Raw genomic sequence first — 26,859 nt, 5'->3', positions numbered from 1 at the left:
TGTGCGTTGCGGGACGGTGCATTACGTACCCGATATCCCTATATTCCGGGCCGACCCGATTGCCCCTAAGGGAGTAACGCCATGACGCCGACCGCCGCCGCACGCGCCCAGCACGCCACCGCCACCTTGCGTGACCGGTTGAAGGATCCTTCGCTGCTGAAGGAGGCATGCTACCTCGACGGCGCCTGGGTCGGCACGCCCGTTTTTGCGGTGAACAACCCCGCCACCGGTGTCGAGATCGCAAAGGTCCCGCAGCTCGGCGCGGATGATACCACCAAGGCCGTCGAGGCCGCGCAGCGCGCCTTCCCGGCCTGGGCCAGGCATACCGCCAAGCAGCGCTCCAACATCCTGCGCAAATGGTTCGAACTCATCACGACCAATCGCGAGGACCTCGCGCTGATCCTCACCTCCGAGCAAGGCAAGCCGCTGTCGGAAGCGCTCGGCGAGGTCGACATCGGCGCCGCTTATATCGAGTTCTTCGCGGAGGAAGCGAGGCGTGTCTATGGCGAGACCATCCCGTCGCAGCGGCCCGATGCGCGCCTGCTCGCGATCAAGCAACCGATCGGCGTCTGCGGCGCCATCACCCCGTGGAATTTCCCGAACTCGATGATCACCCGAAAAGTGTCGCCGGCGCTGGCCGCGGGCTGCACCGTGGTGCTCAAGCCCGCCAACGAAACGCCGCTGTCGGCTTTGGCGCTGGCCGTGCTCGCCGAGAAGGCCGGCATTCCCAAGGGCGTGCTCAACATCATCACCGGTGATGCGCCGCCGATCGGCAAGGTGCTGTGCGAGCATCCGGCCGTGCGTTTCGTCGGCTTCACCGGCTCGACCGCGGTCGGCAAGATTCTCTACCAGCAGGCCTCGGTCGGCGTGAAGCGGCTCGGCCTCGAGCTCGGCGGCAACGCGCCTTTCGTGGTGTTCGACGACGCCGACATCGACGCGGCGGTCGAAGGTGCGATCGTCTCGAAATACCGCAACATGGGCCAGACCTGCGTCTGCGCCAACCGCATCTACGCCCAGGACAAGATCTACGACGCCTTCGTTCAGAAGCTGTCCGCGAAGGTCGCGGCGATGAAGATCGGCGACGGCACCGAGAGCGGCGTGACGCAAGGGCCGCTGATCAACATGAAGGCGGTCGACAAGGTCGAGCGCCACATCGCGGACGCCGTCAAGCGCGGCGCCAAGGTCGTCACCGGCGGCAAGCGCAGCGAGCTCGGTCGTTCCTTCTTCGAGCCGACCGTGCTTGCCGACGTCAAGCCCGACTCGCTGGTGTCGCAGGAGGAGACCTTCGGCCCGCTCGCGCCGGTGATCCGCTTCAAGGACGAAGCCGATGTGATCGCGATGTGCAACGCCTCGCCGTTCGGCCTCGCCTCCTACTTCTACTCCCGCGATCTCGGCCGCGTCTGGCGCGTCGCCGAGGCCCTGGAATCGGGCATGGTCGGCGTCAACACCGGCCTGATCACCACCGAAGTCGCGCCGTTCGGCGGCGTCAAGGAAAGCGGCCTGGGACGCGAAGGATCTCGTCACGGCATGGAAGAATATGTCGAGATCAAATACGTGATGATGGCGGGAGTGTAGCGCCAGCTGGCGTCGCTTGACGCAGGTCAAGAGGCCTCGGGCAAGACTCCCTAATTTGGCGCGAGCGGCACGGTGGTGCACACGCAGGATTGCGGCTCGCGAATGCTGACGAGGATCTCTTTCGCTCCGGGTGAGAAGCGGCTGCTTGGCCGCTTCTGGCAAAGCGCATCGGGATATTGGCGGGGCCCCACCGCCTGGGTCGCATGGGCCCTCGTCCTCGGGTTGATCATCAATGTTGTCCTGCAACTTCTGACCCAATACGGCCTGAACTTCTGGAATCGGGACTTCTTCAACGCCATCGGCCGGAAGGATCAGGCCGAACTCCTGCTCCAGGCGTTCCGGTTTCTGCCGCTGGCGGCGGCGAGTATCGCCTTGACCGTATTCTCGGTGTGGGCGCGCATGACCCTGCAGCGCTCCTGGCGCGAGTGGCTAAGTAACCGCCTCTATGACGATTGGCTCGGAGGTTCTCGCCTTGCCAGGTCGGGTCGCCTCGCCGGACACCACGAGGCGCCGGAATATCGAATCGCCGATGACGCCAGGGTCGCAACCGACTTGCCGATCGATCTTGTCACCGGGCTGCTTCAGTCGTTGCTCACGATCGGCACGTTCATCGGGGTGCTGTGGTCCGTCGGCGGCGATTTGCAGGTTCATCTCGATGGTCTGGACTTCACGCTTCCCGGATATCTTGTCCTTGCTGTGATCGCATATTCCGCCTTGCTGGCGCTCGGCATCTGGTTGACAGCCGGCCACCTGACGCGAGTCATCGAGGAGAACAAGCGCATGGAGGCCGAACTGCGGGCGATCGGAACGCATGTCCGCGAGGGTGTTGAAGGCAAGGTCATTTCCGAGGACCGGCCGAATGGCCGCCACGCCGTCGTGTCGGCATTGAAGGCCGTGATCGCGATCTGGCGCATCTATTGCTGGCAATTGATGCGGATGACGCTGGTTACGTATACCAGTCTTCTGGTCACGCCGGTGATCGGTCTTCTGCTGTGTCTTCCCAAATACCTGGCCGATGCGCTGACGCTCGGCGAAGTCGTTCAGGCGTCGGCAGCCTTCGTCGTCGTGCAGACCGCGTTCAACTGGTTCACGGACAACTACGCCAAGCTTGCAGAATGGACAGCCTCCGCCAACCGGGTTGCCGAACTCATGTTGGCGCTGGACGAATGGCATGCGACCGAGTCCTGAGCCAGGCCGACCCGGTCAACCAACCGCACGTGTTTTCGCGTCCTACCGCCGCAGCACCGCGATCGTCCGGTTCGCAAAGGTCAGCCGCTCCGCCATCACCGACACGAAATAGGTCAGCAGCTTGTGGCTGAGCGCGGGCGCTTCTTGCTTGATCGCGTCGAACTGGTGCGTGTTCAGCACGTAGAGAACGCTGTCGACCTCGGCCTGGATGGTGGCGCTGCGCGGCGCGTGTGACACCAGGCCCATTTCGCCGATCGTGGTGTAGCGGCCGAGGCTGCGCACGCGCGTGCTGCGGTCTTCATCGGCGGGAACCATGATGCCGACGCGGCCCTCGAGGGCTCGACGCCAAGATCGGTCGCGCTGCGCTTGATCTCCTGGCGAAAGCCAGGACCCCATTACCCCAGGGAGGAGTTTGGCGAAGACCGGTCATTCGGGATTAGCACTGTCCGCGATCGAGAGACCTCGCGGTATGGGTCCTGGCTTTCGCCAGGACGACAATGGACAGCCGGCCTAGATCTTCAGCTCTTTCCCCGTCACCCGCCGATACGCTTCCAGGTATCGCTTGCTGGTCGCGTCCACCACGCTCGCCGGCAGTGGCGGCGGCGGGGCGTCGCCGTTCCAGCGGCCGGCGCGGCGCTCGACGTCGAGATAGTCGCGCAGGGGCTGCTTGTCGAAGCTCGCCTGCGGCTGGCCGGGCCTGTAGGCATCGACCGCCCAGAAGCGCGACGAATCCGGCGTCATGACTTCGTCGATCAGGATGATGCGACCGTCCTTGTCGCGGCCGAACTCGAACTTGGTGTCGGCGATGATGATGCCCTGCTCGCGTGCCAGCTCCTCGCCGAGCGTGTAGATCGCACGCGTCATGCTTTCGAGCGTGTAGGCGACGTCGTCGCCGACGACTTCGCGCATCTTCGCGATGGTGATGTTTTCGTCGTGGCCGGTCTCGGCCTTGGTGGCGGGGCTGAAGATCGACGGCTCGAGCTTCTCGCTCTCGACCAGGCCGGGTTTCAGCTTCTCGCCCGCCAGCGTGCCGCTCGCCGCATATTCCTTCCAGGCCGAGCCAGAGAGATAACCGCGGATCACGCATTCGATCGGAAATACGGTGGTGCGGCGGGACAGCATGGCGCGGCCGAGGATCTCGGCGCGATGCGGTTTCAACGCCGGCACGGCCGCGATGATCTCGTCGGTGTCGGCGCTGATCATGTGATGCGGCACGATGCCTTCGAGCTTGTTGAACCAATACGCGCTGATCTGGGTCAGTACTGCGCCCTTCATCGGGATGGTCTCGCCCATGACGACGTCGAAGGCGCTGATGCGGTCGGTGGTGAGGAGCAGCAGGCGGTCGTCGTCGACGGCGTAGATGTCGCGCACCTTGCCGCGGCCGATCTTGGTCAGGGGCAGGTCGCTGGAGAGCATCGTGGTCATCGCAAGGCTTTCGTAGACTTGGCTTCGGAAAGGTTATACGGCCGCGCCTGCTGGCACGGCCGTATGCGGGATTAGCCTATTCCGGCAGCGGAATGAACTCATGTTCCTGCGGAACCGCGGCGAAGCGGCCGGTTTTCCAGTCCTGCTTGGCCTGCTCGATCCGCTCCTTGCTGGAGGAGACGAAATTCCACCAGATGTGGCGCGGGCCTTCCAATGCATCGCCACCGAGAAACATCATCCGCGTGGCCTTCAGCGCCTTCACCGTGATGCGGTCGCCGGGACGGAAGATCAGCAGCCGCGGCCCCTCGTAGCGCTCGTTCGCGATCTCGACCTCGCCGTCGACGACGTAGATCGCGCGCTCCTCGTGATCGGGGTCGAGCGGCACGATCGCGCCGGCGGCCGCCGTGACCTCGGTGTAGAACCAGGGCGAGACCATCTTCACCGGCGAGGTGATGCCGAAGGCCGACCCGGCGATCACCCGTGCGTTAAAATCGCGCTCGGAGATCATCGGCAGATCGCCCGCGGCATAATGCTGGAACGAAGGGTCGATCTCTTCGGAGCCTTCAGGCAGCGCGATCCAGCTTTGCAGGCCGAGCATCTTCTGGCCCGATGCGCGCTGCGCGTCCGGCGTACGCTCGGAATGGGCGATGCCGCGTCCGGCGGTCATCAGGTTCATCGCGCCGGGCGCGATCTCCTGCACGTTGCCCTCGCTGTCGCGATGCATGATGGACCCGTCGAACAGATAGGTGACGGTGGCAAGGCCGATATGTGGATGCGGCCGCACGTCCATGCCCTTGCCGGAGACGAACTGCACCGGGCCGAAATGATCGAAGAAAATGAAGGGCCCGACCATCTGCCGCTTGCCATGCGGCAGCGCGCGCCGAACCTCGAATCCATCGCCGAGATCGCGGGTGCGGGGCACGATGACGAGATCCAGCGCATCGCATGACATGGGATCGCCGAGCACGGGATCGTTGGAGGGCTGCCAGCTCATGGTGGACTCCTTCTGTATCGTATCGAGACTGATGCTAGCAGGATTTGGCGTCGTCGTCGCGACAAAGGCCAACCACACGCTCCGCTGTCATGCTCCGCGAAAGCGGGGCATCCGGTACGCCGCAGCTCATCGATTCCATCACAACCGTCTCGGCGTACTGGATCGCCCGGTCAAGCCGGGCGACGACAGCGGTGGGTGCTGCTAGGCTTGGAATGCGGATGGTTCTTGAAAAAACCGGCGCAACGAACGATGTTCGGTCGAGTGCAACCGTGACCGGCTACGTCTCCTGATGACTCTTGCCGCCCTCGACCTCGCCTTTCGCGCTGCCACAGTCGCGCTGCTGCTGGTGCTGGCGGCGTCGCTGCTGCATGATTTTCGCAATGTGCCGGCTGCCCGCCTCGGTGCGGCCTTCGTGCTGGGCTCGGTCGCGCATGTGGTGAGCTACTCGCTGGATGTCACGTCGCGGGTCCCGCTCTGGCATGCACCGCTGATCGCAATATCGACCGGCACCATCGTGGTGTTCTGGCTGTTCACGCGCGCCCTGTTCGACGACGAGTTTCGCCTCCGCTGGTGGCATGGTTTGACCTGGGCGCTGGTGGCGGCCTACAGCTTCGCGGGCTGCGTCTGGATTGCGCCCGGCGGCCATGTGCGGTTCTCGGTGACGGTGGTCAATCTGATCGTGCTCGGCTTCATCGGGCTTGCGGTCGGGCAGATGATCGCTTCCTGGCCGACTGACCTCGTCGAGCGCCGCCGCCGCGTTCGTGTCTTCATCGTCTGCGCGATCGCGCTTTATGGCGGGCTGAACGCGGTGCTCCAGATCGCGGTCGCCGGCCGCCATGTCGGCGCTGCAGCCGAAACCGTCAATGCCGGGGTGCTCGCCTGCACCGTCGCGGCGATCGTCTATGCCATGATGCGGGTTGACGGGGCGGAGCTGTTTCCGGTGGCGGCGGAGCCCGCACCGCCTGACGCTTTCAGTCAACCTGCCGCCGATGACGCCGCCGATCAAAAGCTCATCGCCGCCTTAATGCGGCTGATGGCGGACGAGCGGATCTACCGGCAGGAGAACATCACCATCGGCGTGCTGGCCACCCGGCTGAAAATCCCGGAATACCGGTTGCGCCGGTTGATCAACCAGCGGCTCGGCTACCGCAACTTCAATGTGTTCCTGAACAACCACCGCATCGAGGAAGCCAAGGCCGCGCTCGCCGATCCCGACCAGGCCGAGGTTCCCGTCATCACCATCGCGATGGATGCCGGCTTCCAGTCGCTCGGCCCGTTCAACCGCGCCTTCAAGGCGGTCACGGGCGTGACGCCGACGGAGTATCGGCGCCTCAAGGCCGATGCGGCCTAGATTTTAGATCATTGAAATTACATAAGAATTCCGAAATCGACCAGTCCCCATCAGTTTCGATGAGGCCGATTTCCGAATCCGGCGAGCGTGTATCGCGCGCATCCGGCCTGCTCTCCCGCACTCGCACCCCAGCCGGAGAAAGCCCGTGACTCGTCGCCGCAAGATCGTCCTCCTCGCCACCGCCATCGCCTGCGCCGGTCTCGCGCTCGGCGCGGCGCGGGCGCGTGACGTGCCCAAGGTCGCCACCGGCTTCATCGCCGACACGCTCTGCTCGGAGATCTTCGTCTCCGGCCTCGATCCCCACCGGGACCTCACTGAAACCACCGACGCGATGCCGGGTACGGGTCTGCTCACCTGGGCGATGGATTTTCGGGTCGATCGCGCCCGCAAGGACGTCACGGTGTCCCTGTTCGGGATCGGCCGCAGCCATGCCGTCTACCGCGACGGGCTCGGCTGCACGCTCGAGCATGGCCAGGGGATCGCCGACGTCGCGCTGCCGCCTGACGACAAGCAGCCCGCGTTACTCCCCGAGATTGCCGGCCCCGGGCTCGTGCCGCCGCAAAGCGCTGGCCTGGCGGCCGCGCTCGACCGTGCCTTCACCGAACCCGCGCAACCGCCATATCGCCGCACCCGCGCGATCGTCGTGATGAAGGCCGGCCGCATCATCGCCGAACGCTATGCCGGCGGCATCGGCCCGGAGACGCAACTGCTCGGCTTCTCCATGACGAAGTCGGTGATGTCGGCACTGACGGGCATTCTCGTGCGCCAGGGCAAACTGAAGCTGGACGGACCCGCCCCCATCGCCGCGTGGCGAAACCCCGACGATCCGCGCCACGCCATCACCGTCGACCAGTTGCTGCGTCACACCGCCGGCATCGCGCTTGGAAGTTCGTTGGAGGCCAAGCTTGGCTCCGCGCTCGAACCGGTCAACACCATGAAATATGCCGAGGACGATATGGCCAGCTTTGCCGAGCGCGCGCCGCTTGCGACAGCGCCGGGCACGACGTGGAATTATCATGACGGCAACTTCATCATCCTCGCGCATCTGCTGCGCGATGCCGCCGGCGGCAAGCCCGCCGATGCGCTCGCCTTCGCGCGCCGCGAATTGTTCGCGCCGCTCGGCATGGTCAACGTCACGCTCCAGCTCGATGCTGCAGGCACGATCGAGGGCTCCGGCGAGATGCTGGCCTCCGCGCGGGACTGGGCGCGCCTCGGCCAGCTCTATCTCAATGACGGTGTGGTTGGTGGCAGACGCATTCTGCCGGAGGGATGGGTGAACTATTCGGCATCCGCCACGCCAAATGCGTGGGTCGGCATCGGCGCCGGTTTCTGGACCAACCAGGGCGACAGTTTTGGCGCGAAGTTTCGCGTGAAGCACGGCTGGCCGCGCGATGCATTCTTCGCCAAGGGCACGATCGGTCAGTACACGATCGTGATTCCATCGGAGAAGCTGGTGATCGTGCGCCTCGGCCGCTCGCCGAACTTCCCGCCGCTCGCCGATGGTGTGTTCGATCTCGTGCGCGATGTCGTGGCGACGACGCGTGAGGGCGGAAAGCTGGCGGGAGCGAACTAGGCGACTATTGCCGCCCCAGCTCCGTCGCCTTCGCCACGCGATCGAACCGCTCCAGCGTCATGATCGCGTCGGCGAACTTGTCGGCCCGTGCATTCAGCACGGGTCGCGCCAGCGTCAGGAACTTCTGCTGCATCGCCTGTGCGTCGGGGAAGGACGTCGGCTCTCCGGATGGATCGGCGTAGAGCCGCTCATGCACACCGTCTTCAGTGGTGATGCTGACGCGCGCGCCGAAGGGATGGGTACGGCCGATCTCGAGCCGGTCGTCCTGCACCACGTCGAACTTGTCGGCGAGCGCGTCGATGGCGGCATCGCCGAGCCTGGCGTAATCGTCCCAGCCGAACGAGCCCTGGTCGAGCGCGAGCGCGCCGGTGAAGAACATCGAGAACTGGCCGCCGACGATCGAAGTCGGATGCCGCTTGGTGGCGGCATCGCCTGTCAGCGTGATGCCGTTGCGATGCAGGCCGATCTCGACGCGCTTGACCTGGTCGGGCGTCAAATTGTGCTCGCGCCGCATCGCGATCAGGGCGTCGATCGCGGCATGGGTGTAGCGGCAGCTCGGATACGGTTTGACGCCGATCTTCATGGTTTCATAGGTCTTGCCGAGCCCGGCGACGGCCTTGTCGGGATGCGCGTCATCGGTGTAGCCGGCGAGCAGGCCGTGCTTGCCCTCGACCGATTCCGTCGCGCCGACGAAATCGTTGCGCGCCAGCGTCGCGGCGATCACGCCGTTCATCGCGGCGGCGCCGACCTGGTAGCGCTTGTTCCAGGCGCCGTTCATCAGAAATTGCAGCGAGCCTGCGGCCTGGCTGCCGGCGACGCCGAAGGCGGCGATGATCTGCGGCTCGGTGAGGCCGAACAGTTTGGCCGCCGTTGCGGCCGAACCATAGGTGCCGGCCGTCGCGGTCGGGTGGAATCCGCGCGCATAATGCGAGGTCGGGTCGAGCGCGTTGCCGAGCCGGCAGCAGACCTCGTAGCCCGCAACGATCGCCGTCAGCACGTCGCGGCCCGAAGCGCCGACCATCTCGCCGACGGCAAACGCGGCCGGAACCACCGGCGCGCTGGGATGCAGCGAGGAATCGGCGTGGGTATCGTCGAAATCGAGGGAATGGCCGAGTGCGCCGTTGAGCAAAGCGGCGACCGCCGGCGTCCAGGTCTTGCTGTCGCCGAACACGGTGGAATCGCCCTTGGTGTCGAGCGAGAGCGCTTCCAGCATCTTCAGCAGCGACGGGGTGGATTCCGCCTCGCTCCGCGCCCGGATGGCGCTGCCCAGGAAATCCAGCGTCAGCACCTTGGCGCGATCCAGCACCTCCGCCGGAATATCGGCGAATTTCAGGTTGGCGACATAGGCGGCGAGCGTTGCGGTTTCGTGGGCCATCGTGTTTCCTCGTTTTGGCCGGCAAGTTAGGCGGGCTGATTTTGCCTTTCAAGCGGCCTTGGGGCCGCGGGCATCAGCTATGCTCTTGGCTGGTGGGATGAGGATGGGTCCGGGACATCAGACGATGATTTCAGCAAGACAGTTGTTCGACCGTGTCTGGTCGCGCAGGACGCAGCTGGGGCTGGCGGTCCGGGTCACGGTCGCGGCCACCGCGGCCTACGCACTCGCCACCGCGCTGCATCTGTTGTTGCCGCTCTGGGCCGTGCTGACGTCGATCATCGTCACCCAGATGAGCGTCGGCCGTTCGTTGAAGGCGACGCGCGATTACATGCTCGGCACGATCGGCGGCGCCATCTATGGCGGCGCGATCGCGATCCTGATCCCCTATTCCAGCGAAGCGGGCCTGCTGGGACTGCTGGTGCTGGCCGTGGCGCCGCTGGCCTTCGTCGCATCGATCTACCCGAACCTGAGCTCCGCAACGGTGACGGCCGTGATCGTTCTGGTGCTTCCGAGCATGCATCATGCCGATCCCATGGCCTCCGCGATCGATCGTGTCAGCGAGGTTTCGGTCGGCGCGGTGACGGGGCTGCTCGTCTCCTTCCTGGTGCTGCCCTCGCGCGCGGTGCGGCAGATCCGCGCCAGCGCGGCGAAACTGCTCGATCTGATCGCGGAGGCCTTCAACGAATTGCTCGCCGGTCTTACGCGCGGCCGCGACAACGATGCGCTGCATCGGATCCAGGACGGCATCGGCACCGCCATGGTGGGCATGAATACCATCGGCGCGGAGGCCGAGCGCGAGCGTTCGGCGCTTCTGTCGAGCGGCCCCGACACCGGCCCCTTGCTGCGCACGATCCTGCGGCTGCGCCACGACGTCGTGATGATCGGCCGCGCCACCGTAGTGCCGCTGCCGGCCGAGGTGCAGGTCAGGCTCGCCGGCCCCCTGGCAGAGGTCAGCGCGGCGATCCTGCGTTTCCTGAAGTCGGCCGCCGATGCCCTTCGCGAAGGCGCCGGTGCGCCGCCGATCCATCCCGTGCATGTCGCGCTTCAGCATTACGCCGAGGCGGTCGCGGCCGTGCGCCAGGACGGCCTGATCCGCGGCCACACCGGCGACACCGCCGAACGCTTCTTCGCGCTCGGCTTCTCGCTTGAGCAGATGCACCAGAATCTCTGCGACCTCGACCGCGTCGTCGGCGAATGGTCGGAGGCGGCGGTGGACGGGCCGGTGAAGGTGGCCGAGTGACGTATTCGGATTGAGGGCGAAGCCATGTTTTCGACCTGGGTCTATGTCAGCACCAGTCTGCTCGGCGACAACGCCGATGGCGAGATCGCCAGCATCAGAAGCACGGCGGAAACGAGAAACGCAGAGCTTGGCCTCACGGGCGTGCTGATATTTTCCGGTCGCCACTTTGCCCAGTTTCTCGAAGGCCCCGACGAGAAACTTGCTACGATGAAGCTCTCGATTTGCAGGGATCGCAGGCACGCGGACGTCCGAACTCTGACGACTCCCAGCATCAAGCACCGCAGGTATGGGCGCTGGGCGTTGGCATATGCGGGACGGGCAACTGCAATAGACAGGGTTTTATCCGACGCCGTGCGCGCGCAGGACGTCGGAGAGTTGCTTGACTACATGGACCATTTTGTCGCGGGCACCGAGTAAGCGTCGATCAAGATGCTAACGCTTCGCGAGACCCTTGCTTTGCAAGCGCCAGAGCAACAGATCGATGCGGTCCTGGCCGAAGAACGGCTCGTTCTCGAACACGAAGGTCGGCACGCCCCAATGGCCTGACGCCGCGTGGTCCTTTTCGTTCTCGGTGATCACCTGCTCATAGCGATCCGGGTCGGCGCTGATCGCCGCATCCATCGTCGCGAGATCGAACCCGGCCTTGTCGGCTGCCCGCGCGAGGTGATCGCCTTCGTTCCAGCCGGCAACCGAACCATCCCAGAGCACCGGCGCGATCGCTGATGTGAACGCGAGCGAGCGGCCGTCGAGCTGCGCCATCGCTCCCAGGCGCGTCAGGCGATGGATATAGGGCTGCTCTGCCGCGACATCGAGCGTCGTCATGTCCTGCACGATCGGGTCGGGCCGTGGAAAGCGGAACGGAATGCCGGCGTGCGCGGCGACACGGCGGGAGTCCAGCACGATGTAGCGCGCAAACTGCGGACTGGCCTTCTTGAAGAAACCGGGCACGCGAACCGCGATCGGATAGACCGGCCGCAGGTTGATCGCGAGATCATGTTCCTCGACCAGCTTCAGCGTCCTCGGCAGCGCCAGATAGCTGTACGGGCTGCGAAAGGAGAAGAAGAGGTCGACGGACAGCGTCATCGCGCCGGCTCCAGGATGCATCCCATCATGCTGCGGGCCACCAGCTTGTGGAACGGCGTGATGAGCGTGAGGTAAGTCCGTCCGAGGAGATTGTTGGTCTTCACCAGAGTGGTCACGGTGACGTGGCGGAGCGGCGCTTCGCCGGCGACATCGACCACGATACGGAAATCGAGATGATAGTCGTCGAAGCCGGCGACCAGCCGCTCAGGCGTCTCGCTCACCACCGGAAACAGGCCGATCAGGCCGCCGGGCGCATGGGCGGCTTCACCCGATGTTTTCAAGCCAAAGGGTGTCACCAGAATGTTGCGCAAGCGGGTCAACCCGTCGATCCAGCGCGGCCCGTGCAGCACCATTCGGGTGCAGGCCTCGCGGGCGCTCAATTGCCTCGCGCCGACCTCTGCACGAAACGCATCGATAAACTGCGCCCCTGCCAGCACAGCGCCGGCATCGACATCGGGCGTGATTTCGCGAACGGATCCTGTCATCCCGCGATTTTGCGCGTCAGCATGCCAAAGCGCAAGATCAACAGGCCGGCATAGACGAACGATCCGATCGACAGCCCGATCCAGACGCCGACCGCGCCGAGGCCGGCATGGAAGGCCAGTACCCAGGCGATGGGGAAGCCGACGCACCAATAGCCTGTTGCTGCGAAAACCAATGTCATCCTTGTGTCATTGATGCCGCGCAGTGCGCCGCCCATGATGGTCTGCAGCGCATCGGCGATGAAGAAGGTCGCACCGACAAGGAGAAGCGTCGCCGTCAGCTCGACCGTCGGCACGCTGGCCGCGCTGCTGCCGAAGAACAGCCGCCCGAGCTCATATCGGCCGAGGATGATGGCAATGGTCAGCGCCGATACGAACGCGATCCCGAGCGCTGCCGCGACGAGGCCCGCACGCCGGACGCCGGCAGGATCCTCGCGGCCGAAAGCATGGCCGACACGCACCGTCGCGGCCATGCCGATGCCGAGCGGGATCATGAACAGCACGGCCGTGACCTGGAGCGCGATCTGATGCGCGGCCAACGCTGTGGTCGAGATCAGCCCCATCAGCAGCGCGGCCGAGGAGAACAGGCCGTATTCCAGCAGCAGCGAAAACGAGATCGGCGCGCCGATGGCGATCAGCTGACGCATCAAGGGCCAGTCGATCCGCCAGAGGTGGGCGAGCGGACGGTAGTCGGCGAACGGCTTGCGCCACGCCGCAATGGCGAGTGCGGCGATGAAGGTGCCGAGATTGACCAGCGTGGTCCCAAGCCCCGCGCCGAACAGGCCGAGCTCCGGCAGGCCGAACAGGCCATGGATCAGGCAATAGACCAGCGCGAAATTCGCGGGGATCGCCGCCAGCGTGATCCACAGCGGCGCCTGTGGCCGGTTCACCGCGCTCATCATGCTGCGCAGCGCGATGAAGCCGAGCGCCGGCGCGATGCCCCAGGCGAGGCCATTCAGATAGCGCTGCGCCAGCGCGGCCGAATGCGGCGCCTGTCCGAGTGCCGTCAGGATGTGCTCGCCATACAGCGGCGAGGCCATCATCGGCAGTGAAATGAGGAACGCGACCCACAGGCCGACGCGCAGGGAGCGGCGAATGCGCCTGATGTCGCCGGCGCCGAACGCCTGGGCTGCCAGCGGCGACACCGCAGCCATCAGGCCGAGCCCGAAGGTGAAGCTGACGAAATAGACGGTGTGCGCAAGTGCCGCAGGGGCGACCGAATCCTCGCCGAGGCGCCCGATCAGCGCGAGATCGCTCGTGACCATCGCGATCTGTCCGAGCTGCGTCAGCATCATCGGCACGGCCAGCCGCAACGTCTCGACGAATTCCTGCGCGAGATGGCCTTGTACGCCGGCTTGCCCCGGCTGTTGTGGTTGGACCGTGTCGAGCATGTTGGCTGCAATAGCACAGCAGGGCGACGAAAACATGGCCCTCGGTTTCTTACCCTCTCCCCTTGTGGGAGAGCGTGGCTCGCCGCGTAGCGGCGAGACGGGTGAGGGGTATGTCTCAACAGATACGATCTAGGAGAGAACCCCTCATCCGGCGCTTCGCGCCACCTTCTCCCACAAGGGGAGAAGGAAAAAAGACCCCTTCACCCCTTCCGCTCCGGCACGCGGCGGATCTTCGCGCCCAGCGCGTTCAGGCGTTCGTCGATGCGCTCATAGCCGCGCTCGATCTGGTCGGCGTTGTTGATGGTGGAGGTACCCTCGGCGCACACGGCGGCGAGCAGCATCGCCATGCCGGCGCGGATGTCCGGCGAACTCAGCGTCGCGCCGTGCAGCCGGCTGGGGCCCGCGATGATCGCGCGATGCGGATCGCAGAGCACGATGCGCGCGCCCATCCCGATCAGCTTGTCGACGAAGAACATCCTGGACTCGAACATCTTCTCGAACATCAGGATCACGCCTTCGCATTGCGTCGCGGTGACGATCGCGATCGACATCAGATCGGCCGGGAAGGCCGGCCAGGGCTGGTCTTCCAGCTTCGGCACGTGGCCGCCGAAATCGTCCTGGATCTTCAGCGTCTGGTTCGACGGCACGATGAGATCGTCGCCCTCGACGCGGCAGACGATGCCGAGCCGCTCGAAACCCATGCGGATCGAGCGCAAATGCTCGACGCCGGCACGAACAATACGAAGCGGCGAGCGCGTCACGGCGGCGAGGCCGATCAGCGAGCCGACCTCGATATGGTCGGGCTGGATCCGGTAGGTCGCAGCACCGAGCGTCGCCGGGCCATGGATGACCATGGTGTTGGTGCCGATGCCCTCGATCCTCGCGCCGAGCGCGGCCAGGAAATTGGCGAGGTCCTGCACATGCGGCTCGGACGCCGCGTTGCGCAGATAAGTGACGCCGTCGGCGGCGACGGCGGCGACCAGCGCGTTCTCGGTCGCCGTGACGCTCGGCTCGTCCAGGAACACGTCGGCGCCGGTGAGCTTGGGGCAGCGGAATTCGAGCCGGTCGGTCGCGGTGACCTTGGCACCGAGCTGCTCCAGCGCCAGCACGTGGGTGTCGAGCCGGCGCCGGCCGATCACGTCGCCGCCCGGCGGCGGCAGCATCACCTCGCCGCAGCGGGCGAGCAGGGGACCTGCCAGCAGGATGGAAGCGCGGATGCGGACGCAGAGCTCGGGATCGAGATCGGCGGCGCGGATGCTCTTGGCGTGGATGTGAAGCGTGTTGCGGGCGGTCCATTCCGCAGATGCACCGACCGAGCGGATCAGCTCGACCAGCGTCTCGGTGTCGCGGATCCGCGGCACGTTCTCCAGCGTCACCGGATGTTCGGTGAGGAGTGCGGCTGCAATGATCGGAAGCGCAGAATTCTTGTTGCCGGCCGGCTCGATCGAGCCCGAGAGCCGGTGACCGCCCTCGACGATGTATTGGATGGGCGCCACTTGGATCTCTCCGTCCTGTAGGGTTGGGGCGGGCTGCTTTGGAGGCGGAAACTACCGAGAATTGTGGGCGGTAGCAATTCAGGCTTGATGGTCACCACGAAGAAGGTGCGCTCCATCTCTCGCTTGCGGGGGAGGGGGCGCTTCCGCGGCGGGATTGCCGAGATTTAGAGAAAACATCCCCGCGAGGAGAAAGCCCTCACCCGCCGCGCGCGGGACGATGCTTCGCATCGCCCGGGGCCCATCGGCCTCTCCCGCAAGCGGAAGAGGCGAAGCAAGCCTCAAATATCGATCGTCGCGCTCAGCGAATGCTCCTGAATGAAATCGCGGCGCGGTTCGACCACGTCGCCCATCAGCTTGGTGAAGATGTCGTCGGCCTCGTCGACCTCCTTGACCTTCACCTGCAGCAGCGAGCGCACGTCGGTGTCGAGCGTGGTCTCCCACAGCTGCTCGGGGTTCATCTCGCCCAGGCCTTTGTAGCGTTGCAGCGTGATGCCTTTGCGCCCGGAGTCGGTGACCGCCTCGAACAGGTCGGACGGGCCGTGCACCACGTGCTCGCTGTCCTTGCGCCGCAGCTTGCCGGAGCGGGCATAGACGTCCTGGAGCTTTGGCGCGTACTCGTCGAGCTTGCGGGCTTCGGCGGAGCCGAGCAGCGCGTCGTCGATGATGGCGGCTTCCTTGACGCCGCGCACGGTGCGCTCGAACAGGAAGCCCTGGCCCTCGACGAACTGCCCGACCCAGCCGCGCTCGACCTCCTCGGCCTGGCTGTCCAGCCGGGTCGCGATGTACTGCGCCGCGGCCGTGGCGTTCTCGGGGTTGCCGTAGACCGACTTATTCAGCACGCCGGTGATGGCGGCCTGCTCGACGACCTTGCGGTTGTAGCGGCTGTGCAGATTGCGCAAAATGCTGCGGACAACACGGGCATCATCCACCAGCGCGCGCAGATCGCGGCCGGACCGGTCGCCGCCGGTGCCGGGGATGTACACGCAATCGTCAAGGCCGGCGTCGATCAGATAATCCTCCAGCGCACGCTCGTCCTTCAGGTACTGCTCGGACTTGCCTCTGCTGACCTTATAGAGCGGCGGCTGGGCGATATAGAGATAGCCGCCATCGATGATGTCGGGCATCTGCCGGTAGAAGAACGTCAGCAGCAGCGTACGGATGTGGGCGCCGTCGACGTCGGCGTCCGTCATCACGATGATCTTGTGGTAGCGCAGCTTGTCGATCGAGAATTCGTCGCCGATACCGGTGCCGAGGGCGGTGATCAACGTGCCGATCTGCTCACTCTTCAGCATGGTGTCGGAACGAACGCGTTCCACGTTGAGGATCTTGCCGCGCAGCGGCAGCACCGCCTGGAATTCGCGGTTGCGCCCCTGCTTGGCGCTGCCGCCTGCCGAGTCACCCTCGACGATGAAGAGCTCGGATTTTTCCGGATCCTTTTCCTGGCAGTCGGCGAGCTTGCCGGGCAGCGAGGACACCGAGAGCGGGCTCTTGCGCGTCAGCTCGCGCGCCTTTCGCGCGGCTTCGCGGGCAGCGGCGGCCTGGATCACCTTGCCGACGATCATCTTGGCTTCGCTCGGATGCTCCTCGAACCAGGCCTGGAGCGCCTCGTTGAGGACGTTCTCGACCACGGGACGCACTTCCGAGGACACCAGCTTGTCCTTGGTCTGCGACGAGAATTTCGGGTCCGGCACCTTCACCGAGAGCACGGCGGTCAAGCCTTCGCGGCAGTCGTCGCCGGTCAGCGCGACCTTTTCCTTCTTCGCGTTGGCTTCGGCATAGCCGGTGACCTGGCGCGTCAGCGCGCCGCGGAAGCCGGCGAGATGGGTGCCGCCGTCACGCTGCGGGATGTTGTTGGTGAAGCACAGCACGTTCTCATGATAGCTGTCGTTCCACCACAAGGCGGCCTCGACGCCGATGCCGTTGGCTTCGGCGCGCACCATGATCGGCTTGGGCACCAGGGCCGTCTTGTTGCGGTCGAGATATTTGACGAACTCCTCGACGCCGCCGGAATAATACATCTCCTCGCGCTTTTCGACCGCGTGACGCATGTCGGACAGCGCGATGTTGACGCCGGAATTGAGGAAGGCGAGCTCGCGCAGCCGGTGCTCGAGCGTCGCGAAATCATACTCGATGTTCTTGAAGGTCTCGGACGAGGCCAGGAACGTCACCTCGGTGCCGCGCCGTCCCGGCGCATCGCCGACCACTTTCAGCGGTGCGACCGCATCGCCATGGGCGAACTCGATGTAGTGCTCCTTGTCGTCGCGCCAGATGCGCAAGCCCAGCTTGCTCGACAGCGCGTTGACGACGGAGACGCCGACGCCGTGCAGACCGCCGGAGACCTTGTAGGAGTTCTGGTCGAACTTACCGCCGGCGTGCAGCTGGGTCATGATGACCTCGGCCGCAGAGATGCCTTCGCCCTTGTGGATGTCGACGGGAATGCCGCGGCCGTCGTCGCGCACACTGACGGAGTTGTCGGCATTGAGCACGACGTCGACGCGCGTGGCGTGGCCCGCCAGCGCTTCGTCGATGGCGTTGTCGACGACTTCGTACACCATGTGATGCAGGCCCGAGCCGTCATCGGTGTCGCCGATATACATGCCGGGGCGCTTTCGGACGGCATCGAGCCCCTTGAGCACGCGGATCGATTCCGCGCCGTATTCGCTCGCGGTGGAGGGCTCGTTTTCGGCAGGCGTCTGCCGAGCAGGTTCTGTCATGAGAGGCCTTCGAGATGTCGCCCGAATCAGCCGCGCAGAAGGCGCTGATTTGCAGGCTATTTGTGCCATGAAAGAGGGCTAGCGCCTAGCGCAAACTATCTTCCGGCAACCCTTTGAGGAAATGGGGTTTTTGAGCCCGATTTCAAGGCGTCCGAAGGCCGATTCCGGGGCTCGTCCAAAGCCCGATTCGAGAGCTCGTTTTTGGCCCTCGAAGACGTGGATTTTGCGGGGGTGCAGACGCTCGTCCGGGGCGCTGTGGTGCCCCGGAACAGGCCAAGGGGTTCAGTAGATCTGGGACGGCTTCTTGTCGTCGCTGAGGCCCGAGGCCTCGCCTGCCGCCAGGGTGACGGTATCGGCGCGCAGCAGAAGGCCCCACGCGCGCAGCTCATAGGGATATGTGCCCGGCGGCAGATCCAGCACTTGTGGATGATTTTCGCCACCAGCGATCTCGATGGTTTGATCGTTGATGACAAGCGAAGCCGCGTTCGGCCTGAGATAGCCGAATATAAGCCGAGCTTGTCCTGGTGTCGGCAGGAAGTTGGCCTTGGCCGCGGTCTCTGTATTCCGCTGCACCAGGTCGATCGTGGTTTCGCCCTTGGCGCGGTCGAGCGTCATCATGCCCGGCCCCTTCGGGGAGGCGAAGACGAGCAACGCCCGATCGGCGGCGACCATCGCGCCATCAGGCTTTTCCCGCCAGCCGCGCTTTGCGAGCTCTGCGCGGTAGAAGGCGAGCACGTCGCTGAGCTCCGCGGGCACCTGGGCTTTGAGCTCGATCCGAAGCGGGACTTCGATGCCGGACGCGTGGGAGGTGCTGTAGCTTGAGTGACTGGCTCGCGTCGGCACGGGCAGGTCGGCGTGGGGGTCTGCTGCGGTCAGCGGCTCTTGCGAACAGCCCGAGAGAAGCATGAGGCCGCAAACCAACAGCCGCCACCGTGCCGGGAGCTTCGTCCCGCGCCCTGCCGTTGCCATGCCCACTCTCCTGGATGTCGCGCCTCGTGATCTCCGCGCGATGCAGCGGCCGCGACACGGTCGCCGCCTCTCGACGACTAGTCGCCCCGCGAGCCTGATGGGTTCAACCTGGCCGTCACAGGCAAGGGCTGCGGGATCAATACATCTGCAACGGCAGCACTTCGCCGGTCGGCCCCACCATCAAGCCCCAGGCGTCGCCCGCGGCGACCTCGATCGTGTCGCTGCGGACCGGGCGGCCGGCCACTTTCAGCGAATATTGGTACCTGCCCGGCGGCACATCGAGCATGGGGCCCTTCGGCGACTGCGGACCGCCTGCGCCAGCGACGATCTTGACGGTCTGCTTGTTGATGGTGATCTGCGCGTCCTGACCGCCCATATTGCCGAGCAAGAGCTTTGCCTGACCCGGTTTCGGCATGATGTCCGCCTTGGTCGCGGCTTCAGGGTTCTTCTGCACGAGGTTGACCGAAGTTTCGCCGTTGGCGCGGCCAAGCTTCAGCATCGCCGGTCCCTGCGGGGACGCGAAGGCGAGCTGGACGCGATCGGCGGTCGTCACCGCGCCTTCAGGCTTCTCCTGCCAGCCGAGTTTTTTCAGCTCGGTGCGATAGAAGGCAAGCACGTCGCCGAGTTCGGCCGGGACGCTGGCTTCGAGCTCGCGGCGGAACGGCGCCTCGATGCCGGGCAGTTTTGCCGTGCCAAGCGAGGTCGAGCTGTGTTGCTTCGGCACGGGCAGTGCAGAGTCAGGATCCGCCTCCAGCAAGCCGGACGCCTTGGCCTGCGTGCTAGCCGCATCGCGGCTCGCTGAGGCGGCCTTGGAGCCAGGATTGGCTGCGGCCATCTTGAGGCCCGAGCCATCGGCGCTGACATTCACCTTCGGCCCCATCTGCATCACTGTGAACGAGATCGATTTGCCGCCCCTGGCGAACTCCAGGACAGCCAGGTTCGGCTGGTTGATCACCGACGGCTGCTCCTTCCAACCCGCCTGCTTGAGCGATGAGCGGTAGAACGTGGCGAGAGCCTTGACGCTTGATGTGGTGGTGAATTCGAGCCGGCCGCCGGCGCCATCGAAATCCACCTCCTGTGCATTTTCCGGCAGCGGCACCGGCGTGGTGCTCCCGGCCTGCACCTGCAGCGGCGTATCCGAGAGTGCGGTGGCTTGTACCTTGCGACGGGCCGCGTCCTCGGCGAGCACCTGCTTCGTCATCGCCTCCGCGTCCTTCATGAATTGCTCGTCGGCATCCTTCTTCGCCTTGGCGCGGGCGGCGAGCACGCTCTCCTTCACCTGCGCGGTCAAATGCACCATCGTGAAATCGTATTTGCGCCCCAAGTGCAGCACGCCGTTTTCCTCGGGCGAGGAGAATTTCAGCGCGACTTCGTCTCCCGGGGCAAGCGGCGCGCTTCCCTGCTCGGTCCAGCCGCGCGCGGCAAATTCGCGATGGTAGAAGGCGAGCACGGCGGGCAGATCGGCAAGGGCCGCGACGATCAGCTCGCGCGTTGCGGTTTGGGCGTTGCCTCGTCCGGAGGATGATTTGAACGGCTTCGGCTCCGGCAGGCCAGCCGCATCGCCCGCCTCGAGATCGGTGGGCAGTGCGAACGGCGCGACCCTGATGTCGACATTGGTGCGTGCGTCGTCACGGCGGGTCAGGGTCAGCATCACCGGCTTCTGCTTGTAGAATTGCGTCGAATCGCCATCGGGGTGGTCGAAGAAGGCGCGGACGCCGTTCGGGATTGGCGCGCTCAGGTCCGCGTTTGGCCAGCTTGCGGCTGTTTCGGGCGTGAGCTTGCGCCAGCCGATCGCGGCCATTTCCTTGAGGTAGAACGCCACCGTCGCATCGAACGCGCTGGGCGCGATGCAGCCGAGATAGGGCCGCGTCTCGTCGAACACGAGATCAACGGCGCCTTCGGGGAACGGCACGTTCGAATAGATCCGGTTTGGCGAGTAGGTGACCGCGGATTGATCGGGACGGCCGAGGCCCTGCGTGAAGTTAACGGACAGTCCCTGCCGCCCCTTCTTGAAGGCGAGATTGGTGTTGGTCTCGTCGAGCGGGTGGACATAGGACACCCAGCCCTCAGTGCTGAGCATCTTCTTCACCGCAGCTGCCGTCACGGCGACCACGGTCGGTACGCCGTATTGCACCCGGTAGGGATCGGGACGCGAGGTGTCCTCGATCGCGCCTGGCAGCATCGGCACCGCGTGAGGATCGACATAGCCGGCGTCGAATTGCGCCGCGTGCGCGGTGCTCGCCGTCAGCAGAACGCCGCATGCAAGCAGCAGCCCACGTGCCGGGACCTGCATCCCGCGCTTGGTCATCGACATCGGCAAATCTCCTGGATTTCGCGGGAATCGGCGCGGCCCAGACAGCTAGTCGTTGATGGAGCCGGACAGGTTCAACGGCGGTATCCCGCGGCGCGCGCTCAATACAGCTGCAGCGGCGACCACAAATCGCCTTCGGGACCGACCGTGACCTCCCAGGCATCGCCGGCCGCGATCTCGATCGTCGTGTCGCGGTCCGGACCGCCGGCGATCTTCAACGCGTACGAATATTTGCCCGGCGGCATGTTGAACAGCGGCGCCTCGGGGCGCTCCTTGCCTGCGCGAGCCGGAAGCGTGACGGTATGGTGGTCGAGCGTGAGCACGGCTTCCTTGTCGCCAAGATTGGTGAACATCAGTGCCGCGCGGCCGGGCCGCGGCATCACATGCGCCATGGTCGCGGCCTCCTTGTTTCGCTGCACCAGATTGACGAGGGTGCTCTCGTCCTTGCGGTCAAGCGCCAGCGCCGCCGGCCCCAGCGGCGTGACGAAGGCGAGCCGGACGTGATCGCTGGCGATCACGGCGCCGTCGCGCTGCTCCTGCCAGCCGAGCTTGCCGAGCTCGGCGCGGTAGAAGGTGAGCACGTCGCCGAGCTGTGCGGGGATGCGCGCCGTGAGCTTGGTCCGGAGCGGAACCTCGATGCCGAGCATTTTCGTGGTGCCGATCTCGCGATAGCTGGTCCGCGTCGGGGCGGGCAGGGCGGCATCGGGATCCGGCGTGAGCGCCGACGAGAACAGCGGCGGCAGATGCGGCATCCAGCCGGTCGCGCTTGCGGCGGCGAGGCCGCTTGCGAGCAGGGCGAGGCCGCACACGAACAGCCGCCATCGTGCCGGGGCTTTCGCCCCTCGCCTTACCGTCATCATGCTTCTCTCCAGGGATATCGCGCGTGTCGTTCGCGCGATTGCAACGGCTGCGACACCGCCAGCAGCGGCCTCACAGTCCTAGTCGCGGCCCGGTTAGGCCGGGTTCAACGCATCAGGCTATCGCCGGGCGGAAACGCGTCCGCTCTCGACGTCAAACACTTCGCCGCCCGCGCCGATCTCGGCAAACGCGGCCGGGTCCGCGCCGGTCAGCCACACCTGCGCGCCGAGCTTGCGCAGCTCGTCGAACAGCGCGGCGCGCCGGTTGGGATCGAGATGGGCGACGACCTCGTCGAGCAGCAGCAGCGGCACGATGCCAGTCATCTCGGCGACCAGCGTCGCATGCGCCAGCACGAGGCCGATCAGCAGCGCCTTCTGCTCGCCGGTCGAGGCATCACGCGCGGGCATGCTTTTTGGCGCATAGATCACCTGGAGATCGGTGAGATGCGGGCCGTCGGTGGTGCGGCCGGCAATCGCATCGCGCGGGCGGTTGTCACGCAGGATCTGGCGGTAACGGTCCTCGACCGACGTCGCGGTCTCGGTCAGCAGCGCGTTCTCCATCCAGCCGTCGAGCGCGATCTGTGCCGATGGAAACGCGGATCGTTGCGCACGCGCGTCGAGCATGCCGGCGAGCCGCGCCGCGGTCTGGCCGCGCGTTGCGGCGACTGCGACCGCGAGCTCGGCGGTCTCGCGCTCGATCGCGTCACACCAATGGTCGTCGTAATTGCGGGTCTCGAGCAGGCGGTTGCGCGAACGCAGCGAACGTTCGAGCGCGTTGATGCGGCTGGAATGCTCGCTGTCGATCGCCAACACCAGGCGGTCGAAGAAGCGTCGCCGCTCGGACGCACCGCCCATGAACAGCCCGTCCATCGCCGGCGTCAGCCACACCATGCGGATGTGGTCGCCGAAGGCGGCCGCCGAATTCACCGGCTCGCGGTCGATGCGGCAGCGGCGGTTGACCGCAGCGTCCGCGCGCGGCGGCTCGATTCCGGTGCCGAGCGTGGCGAGGCCCAGCGCGCCCTCGACCTGGGCGGAGACCGCCCAGGACCCGTCGCCCTGGTTGTCGGCGACATCCTCCAGCGTCGCGCGCCGCAAGCCGCGGCCCGGCGACAGGAACGAGATCGCCTCGATGCAATTGGTCTTGCCCGCCCCGTTCGGCCCGACCAGCGCCACCATGTCAGCCGCCGCCTCGAGCCCCGCCGCCCGATAGTTCCGAAAATGCGTCAGCGTCAGGCGATGAATGCGGGAGGGGGTCATGTGATGTTCGATGGAGGCGATTCTTCCCCTCTCCCCTTGTGGGAGAGGGTGGCGCCTCACGAAGTGAGGCGACGGGTGAGGGGGATGTTACCGCTGAGCGAGTTTTTCAAGGATATCCTCCAATACGGAAGCGGGCTGCTGTAACACGTCGTTGTTCCAATAGCGCAATGTCCAAAACCCTTCGGCGGCAAGCGCCGCCTCACGCGTCGCGTCTCCTTGCGATTCAGCGTGTTGACTTCCGTCGATCTCGATCACGAGAGACTTCTCGAAACAAACAAAGTCGAGAATGTAGTTTTTGAACGGCACCTGTCGGCGAAACTTGAAAGTGGAGAGCCGACGATCCCTCAGCAAACGCCACATTGCGGCTTCCGCATCGGTTGGCTCGTGCCGCATGTTCTTCGCGAATTGGCGGAGGCGCTTGGCGACTTGCCGATGAGACTGCTCCCGCGGCACGAACCCCTCACCTGACTGAGTGCGTATCCGCCAGCGGAGATGCCCTCTCCCACAAGGGGAGAGGGCACAACAACGTGCACCGCGCTTGTTGCGACGGGGAAAGCTGTCGTTTTACCCTCCCCCCTTGTGGGAGAGGGCATCGCTCCGCGAAGCCGGGTGAGGGGTTGTCTCCGCATAGACGGTGTCGCGAACGGAGCGGCACCTCCCTCACACCCGCATCGGCATCAGCACATACAGCGCGCTCTTGTCGTCGCGGTCCTGGACCAGGGTCGGCGAGCCGGGGTCGGCGAGCCTCAGCGTTGCGACGTCGCCCTCGATCTGGGCGGCGATGTCGAGGAGGTAGCGGGAGTTGAAGCCGATATCGAGCGCGTCGGAGGCGTATTCGACCTCGAGCTCTTCGGTCGCGCTGCCGGAATCCGGATTGGTCACCGACAGCACCAGCTTGCCGGGCGACAGCGACAGTTTCACCGCGCGGCCGCGCTCGCTGGAGATGGTGGAGACGCGGTCGACCGCGTTCTCGAAATCCTTCTTGTCGACGACGAGCTCCTTGTCGTTCCCTTGCGGAATGACGCGGCCATAGTCGGGGAAGGTGCCGTCGATCAGTTTCGAGGTCAGCACGACGTTGCCGATCGTGAAGCGGATCTTGGCCTGCGATAGCTCGATCGTCATTTCGGCTTCGCTGTCCTCGATCAGGCGCTGCACCTCGCCGACGGTCTTGCGCGGCACGATGACGCCGGGCATGCCCTCGGCGCCCTTGGGCTGCACCAGGTCGAGCTGTGCGAGGCGGTGGCCGTCGGTGGCGACGCCGCGCAGGGTCGCCGCCTTCGCCGTGCCGGCGGCGTGCAGATAGATGCCGTTGAGATAATAGCGCGTTTCTTCGGTCGAGATCGCGAACTGGGTGCGGTCGATCAGCCGCTTGACGTCCTTGGCGGCGAGATTGAACGAATGCGAGAGATCGCCGGCGGCGAGGTCGGGGAAGTCGTTCTCCGGAAGCGTCTGCAGCGTGAAGCGCGAGCGGCCGGCGCGGATCGCCAGCACGGCGCGGTCGCCGTCGGCCTCCAGCACGATCTGCGAGCCGTCGGGCAGCTTGCGCACGATGTCGTAGAACATGTGCGCCGGCACGGTGGTCGAGCCGGCCGTGGCGGTCTCCGCGGGCAGCGTTTCCGTCACCTCGAGATCGAGGTCGGTCGCCTTCAGCGACAATTTCGCGTTCTCGGCGCGCACCAGCACGTTGCCCAGGATCGGAATCGTGTTGCGGCGTTCGACCACGCGGTGGACATGGCCCAGCGATTTCAGGAGTTGCGCGCGTTCGACCGTAACCTTCATTGCACTACTCGCCCGATCCCCAAAGATGGAAAAAGCCGGGCGGAGGACAGCGCGCCGCGGCACCGAAAACCCCGGAAGGCCGGGTCATCGAGCCGATATGACCAAAGCCGTCAGGGTCGCGCAAGGTGGCGCGGATGGCCCCGGGATTCAAGGGATCGGGGGCTGGTTCCCCACGATTTACAGCCAGAAATAAAGGGCGCCGCCCCGGCAAGCAAACCGCCGCCCGGGCATGGCCGGGGCGGCGGGAGGTCGAGGAGGAGAACTCTAGGCGTTTATTCCTGAAGCTGGCGCTTGAGCGACTCGACCTCCTCGGACAGCGCGTTGTCCTTGGAGACGAGCGCCTCGATCTTGCGCACGGCATGCAGCACCGTGGTGTGGTCGCGGCCACCGAAGCGGCGGCCGATCTCGGGGAGCGAGCGCAGCGTCAGCGTCTTGGCGAGGTACATCGCCACCTGGCGCGGCCGCACCACATTGGCGGTCCGGCGCGAGGACAGCAGGTCCGAGCGGCTGACATTGTACTGCCGCGCCACCACGCGCTGGATGTCCTCGATCTTGATCCGCTTCGGCTCCGAGGGGCGGATCAGGTCGCGCACCTCGCGCTCGGCCATCTCCAGCGTCACCGGCTGGTTATTGAGTTTCGAGTGAGCCAGCAGCCGGTTGATCGCGCCTTCGAGGTCGCGGCCGTTATGGGTGATGGCGCGCGCCAGATAATGCAGCACCTCCTCGGGCACGTCGAAGGTGGCGTGATGGGTGCGGGCGGCTGCGACGCGCGACTTGAGAATGCCGTGGCGCAGCTCCTCGCCGAGCGAGCCCATCTCGACCACGAGACCGCCGGCCAGACGCGAACGGACGCGATCGTCCAGGCTTTCCAGATCTGACGGCGGACGGTCGGCCGCGATCACGACCTGACGGCCGGCATCGATCAGCGCGTTCAGCGTGTGACAGAACTCGGCCTGCGTCGACTTGCCCTGCAGGAACTGCAGGTCGTCGATCACGAGCACGTCGATGCCGCGCAGCGCTTCCTTGAAGGCCAGCGCCGTCTGCGTCTTCAGCGCGGCGACGAAGCCGTACATGAATTTTTCCGCGGTGAGATAAAGCACCTTGCGCTCGTTGCCGGAATTGCCGGCCCAGGTCACCGCCTGCAGCAGATGCGTCTTGCCGAGGCCGACGCCGGCATGAATGTAGAGCGGGTTGAACATCACGGGGTCGCCGCGGCGCCCTTCGGCGACCTGACGCGCGGCGGCATGCGCCAGCGTGTTGGAACGGCCGATGACGAAGCTCGCAAAGGTCAGGCGCGGATCGAGCGGCGAGCCGCCGAGCGCATCATGATTGGCGGACACGGGCGCGGTCGCGGTCGAGCGCAGCTCGGGCGCAGGCGCGCGGCGCGCTTCGACCGGCGCCGGCGCTTCCTTCGGCTGAACGACCGGGCGCACGGCGGAGCGAACGGTGAGATCGATGCGATGCACCTCCGGCATCTCGGCCTGCCAGCACGACAGCACGCGCTCGGCATAATGGGCCTGGATCCAGCTCTTCAGGAAGCGGGTCGGGACCGAGAGCCGCACGCTCTCCTCCTGTACGCCTTCGAGGTCCATGCGTGCAAACCAGCTCGTATAGACGTCTTCGCCGACGTTCGAGCGCAGCCGATTCTTCACGCGGGACCAGCGATCCTGTTCCGATGTCGTCATCATTTGAAAACTTTTCTCGAGAGATAAGGTTGCGTGGTGAACGCCATGCAGAGTTCCTGCCATGCATGGCGCGACCTCGAGCGAATCCATCTTCAGGCATGGCTCGACCGTTCG

At 65.5% G+C, this 26,859-nt stretch carries 21 protein-coding genes and 1 pseudogene; 6 read left to right on the top strand and 16 right to left on the bottom strand.

Features of this window, described 5'->3' with window-relative positions:
* The first annotated feature begins 81 nt into the window (after positions 1–81).
* On the top strand, positions 82–1,575 hold the full coding sequence (locus QY049_RS30830) for an NAD-dependent succinate-semialdehyde dehydrogenase (RefSeq protein WP_258764347.1): 1,494 nt from the start codon (positions 82–84) through the stop codon (positions 1,573–1,575).
* A 102-nt stretch (positions 1,576–1,677) separates the two neighbouring features.
* Complete coding sequence (locus tag QY049_RS30825) at positions 1,678–2,763, top strand: SbmA/BacA-like family transporter (protein WP_194478634.1); 1,086 nt, start codon at positions 1,678–1,680, stop codon at positions 2,761–2,763.
* Between the two features lie 42 nt (positions 2,764–2,805).
* On the opposite strand, the pseudogene QY049_RS30820 reads toward QY049_RS30825, so the two are convergent.
* The 3 genes and pseudogenes from QY049_RS30820 to QY049_RS30810 form a co-directional block, all read right to left on the bottom strand.
* Positions 2,806–3,099, bottom strand: a pseudogene (locus tag QY049_RS30820) (cyclic nucleotide-binding domain-containing protein); the annotation flags it as partial.
* Positions 3,100–3,273: 174 nt separating this feature from the next.
* Positions 3,274–4,188, bottom strand: a complete 915-nt coding sequence (locus tag QY049_RS30815) for a phosphoribosylaminoimidazolesuccinocarboxamide synthase (protein WP_258764346.1) — start codon at positions 4,186–4,188, stop codon at positions 3,274–3,276.
* 76 nt (positions 4,189–4,264) lie between these two features.
* Positions 4,265–5,182, bottom strand: coding sequence for a pirin family protein (locus QY049_RS30810; RefSeq protein ID WP_258764345.1), 918 nt, complete (start codon positions 5,180–5,182; stop codon positions 4,265–4,267).
* A gap of 289 nt (positions 5,183–5,471) precedes the next feature.
* Between QY049_RS30810 and QY049_RS30805 the strand changes: the two genes are divergently transcribed.
* The gene (locus QY049_RS30805; RefSeq protein ID WP_258764344.1) at positions 5,472–6,533 is read left to right on the top strand and encodes a helix-turn-helix domain-containing protein; all 1,062 of its coding nucleotides are present in this window, start codon (positions 5,472–5,474) and stop codon (positions 6,531–6,533) included.
* A gap of 145 nt (positions 6,534–6,678) precedes the next feature.
* Positions 6,679–8,106, top strand: coding sequence for a serine hydrolase (locus tag QY049_RS30800; RefSeq protein ID WP_258764343.1), 1,428 nt, complete (start codon positions 6,679–6,681; stop codon positions 8,104–8,106).
* A 4-nt stretch (positions 8,107–8,110) separates the two neighbouring features.
* Here QY049_RS30800 and QY049_RS30795 read toward each other — a convergent pair whose 3' ends face one another.
* Positions 8,111–9,481, bottom strand: a complete 1,371-nt coding sequence (locus QY049_RS30795; RefSeq protein WP_258764342.1) for an MmgE/PrpD family protein — start codon at positions 9,479–9,481, stop codon at positions 8,111–8,113.
* Between the two features lie 124 nt (positions 9,482–9,605).
* Here QY049_RS30795 and QY049_RS30790 point away from each other — a divergent pair, with 124 nt between their 5' ends.
* The gene (locus QY049_RS30790; protein WP_258764341.1) at positions 9,606–10,721 is read left to right on the top strand and encodes an aromatic acid exporter family protein; all 1,116 of its coding nucleotides are present in this window, start codon (positions 9,606–9,608) and stop codon (positions 10,719–10,721) included.
* 24 nt (positions 10,722–10,745) lie between these two features.
* On the top strand, positions 10,746–11,138 hold the full coding sequence (locus QY049_RS30785) for a BLUF domain-containing protein (protein ID WP_258764340.1): 393 nt from the start codon (positions 10,746–10,748) through the stop codon (positions 11,136–11,138).
* Between the two features lie 15 nt (positions 11,139–11,153).
* Here QY049_RS30785 and QY049_RS30780 read toward each other — a convergent pair whose 3' ends face one another.
* The 12 genes from QY049_RS30780 to dnaA all read right to left on the bottom strand — a co-directional run bounded on the left by QY049_RS30780 (position 11,154) and on the right by dnaA (position 26,745).
* Positions 11,154–11,804, bottom strand: coding sequence for a 2-hydroxychromene-2-carboxylate isomerase (locus QY049_RS30780; protein WP_258764339.1), 651 nt, complete (start codon positions 11,802–11,804; stop codon positions 11,154–11,156).
* On the bottom strand, positions 11,801–12,289 hold the full coding sequence (locus QY049_RS30775; RefSeq protein WP_194478625.1) for a DUF2867 domain-containing protein: 489 nt from the start codon (positions 12,287–12,289) through the stop codon (positions 11,801–11,803). Before QY049_RS30775 ends, QY049_RS30780 begins: the two co-directional genes overlap by 4 nt.
* Complete coding sequence (locus QY049_RS30770; RefSeq protein ID WP_301270377.1) at positions 12,286–13,677, bottom strand: MATE family efflux transporter; 1,392 nt, start codon at positions 13,675–13,677, stop codon at positions 12,286–12,288. The genes QY049_RS30775 and QY049_RS30770 overlap by 4 nt, the downstream gene beginning before the upstream one ends.
* A gap of 200 nt (positions 13,678–13,877) precedes the next feature.
* Positions 13,878–15,173, bottom strand: coding sequence for a UDP-N-acetylglucosamine 1-carboxyvinyltransferase (gene murA / locus QY049_RS30765; protein ID WP_194478623.1), 1,296 nt, complete (start codon positions 15,171–15,173; stop codon positions 13,878–13,880).
* A 278-nt stretch (positions 15,174–15,451) separates the two neighbouring features.
* Positions 15,452–17,887 (bottom strand): DNA topoisomerase (ATP-hydrolyzing) subunit B, encoded by a 2,436-nt coding sequence (gene gyrB, locus QY049_RS30760; protein ID WP_258764337.1) that lies wholly within the window; start codon positions 17,885–17,887, stop codon positions 15,452–15,454.
* A 282-nt stretch (positions 17,888–18,169) separates the two neighbouring features.
* Entirely contained in the window at positions 18,170–18,856 is a 687-nt protein-coding gene (locus tag QY049_RS30755) for a hypothetical protein (protein WP_258767094.1), read from the bottom strand.
* A 136-nt stretch (positions 18,857–18,992) separates the two neighbouring features.
* Entirely contained in the window at positions 18,993–21,170 is a 2,178-nt protein-coding gene (locus QY049_RS30750; protein ID WP_258764336.1) for a hypothetical protein, read from the bottom strand.
* A 98-nt stretch (positions 21,171–21,268) separates the two neighbouring features.
* Positions 21,269–22,027 (bottom strand): hypothetical protein, encoded by a 759-nt coding sequence (locus tag QY049_RS30745; protein ID WP_258764335.1) that lies wholly within the window; start codon positions 22,025–22,027, stop codon positions 21,269–21,271.
* Positions 22,028–22,144: 117 nt separating this feature from the next.
* Positions 22,145–23,281 (bottom strand): DNA replication/repair protein RecF, encoded by a 1,137-nt coding sequence (recF, locus tag QY049_RS30740; protein ID WP_194478619.1) that lies wholly within the window; start codon positions 23,279–23,281, stop codon positions 22,145–22,147.
* A gap of 87 nt (positions 23,282–23,368) precedes the next feature.
* Positions 23,369–23,734, bottom strand: coding sequence for an endonuclease domain-containing protein (locus QY049_RS30735; RefSeq protein WP_258764334.1), 366 nt, complete (start codon positions 23,732–23,734; stop codon positions 23,369–23,371).
* Positions 23,735–23,941: 207 nt separating this feature from the next.
* Positions 23,942–25,060 carry a DNA polymerase III subunit beta gene (dnaN, locus tag QY049_RS30730; RefSeq protein ID WP_194478617.1) on the bottom strand — a complete coding sequence of 373 codons (1,119 nt, stop codon included), beginning with the start codon at positions 25,058–25,060 and terminating at the stop codon, positions 23,942–23,944.
* A gap of 272 nt (positions 25,061–25,332) precedes the next feature.
* A complete protein-coding gene (gene dnaA, locus QY049_RS30725) occupies positions 25,333–26,745 on the bottom strand; it encodes a chromosomal replication initiator protein DnaA (RefSeq protein WP_194482907.1) in 1,413 nt (470 codons plus the stop codon).
* Positions 26,746–26,859: the final 114 nt, after the last annotated feature.

Source organism: Bradyrhizobium sp. WYCCWR 13022 (genome assembly GCF_030435535.1).
Taxonomy (GTDB): domain Bacteria; phylum Pseudomonadota; class Alphaproteobacteria; order Rhizobiales; family Xanthobacteraceae; genus Bradyrhizobium.
The sequence above is the reverse complement of the archived record's forward strand: the minus strand, read 5'-3'. Positions and strand labels throughout refer to the sequence as shown.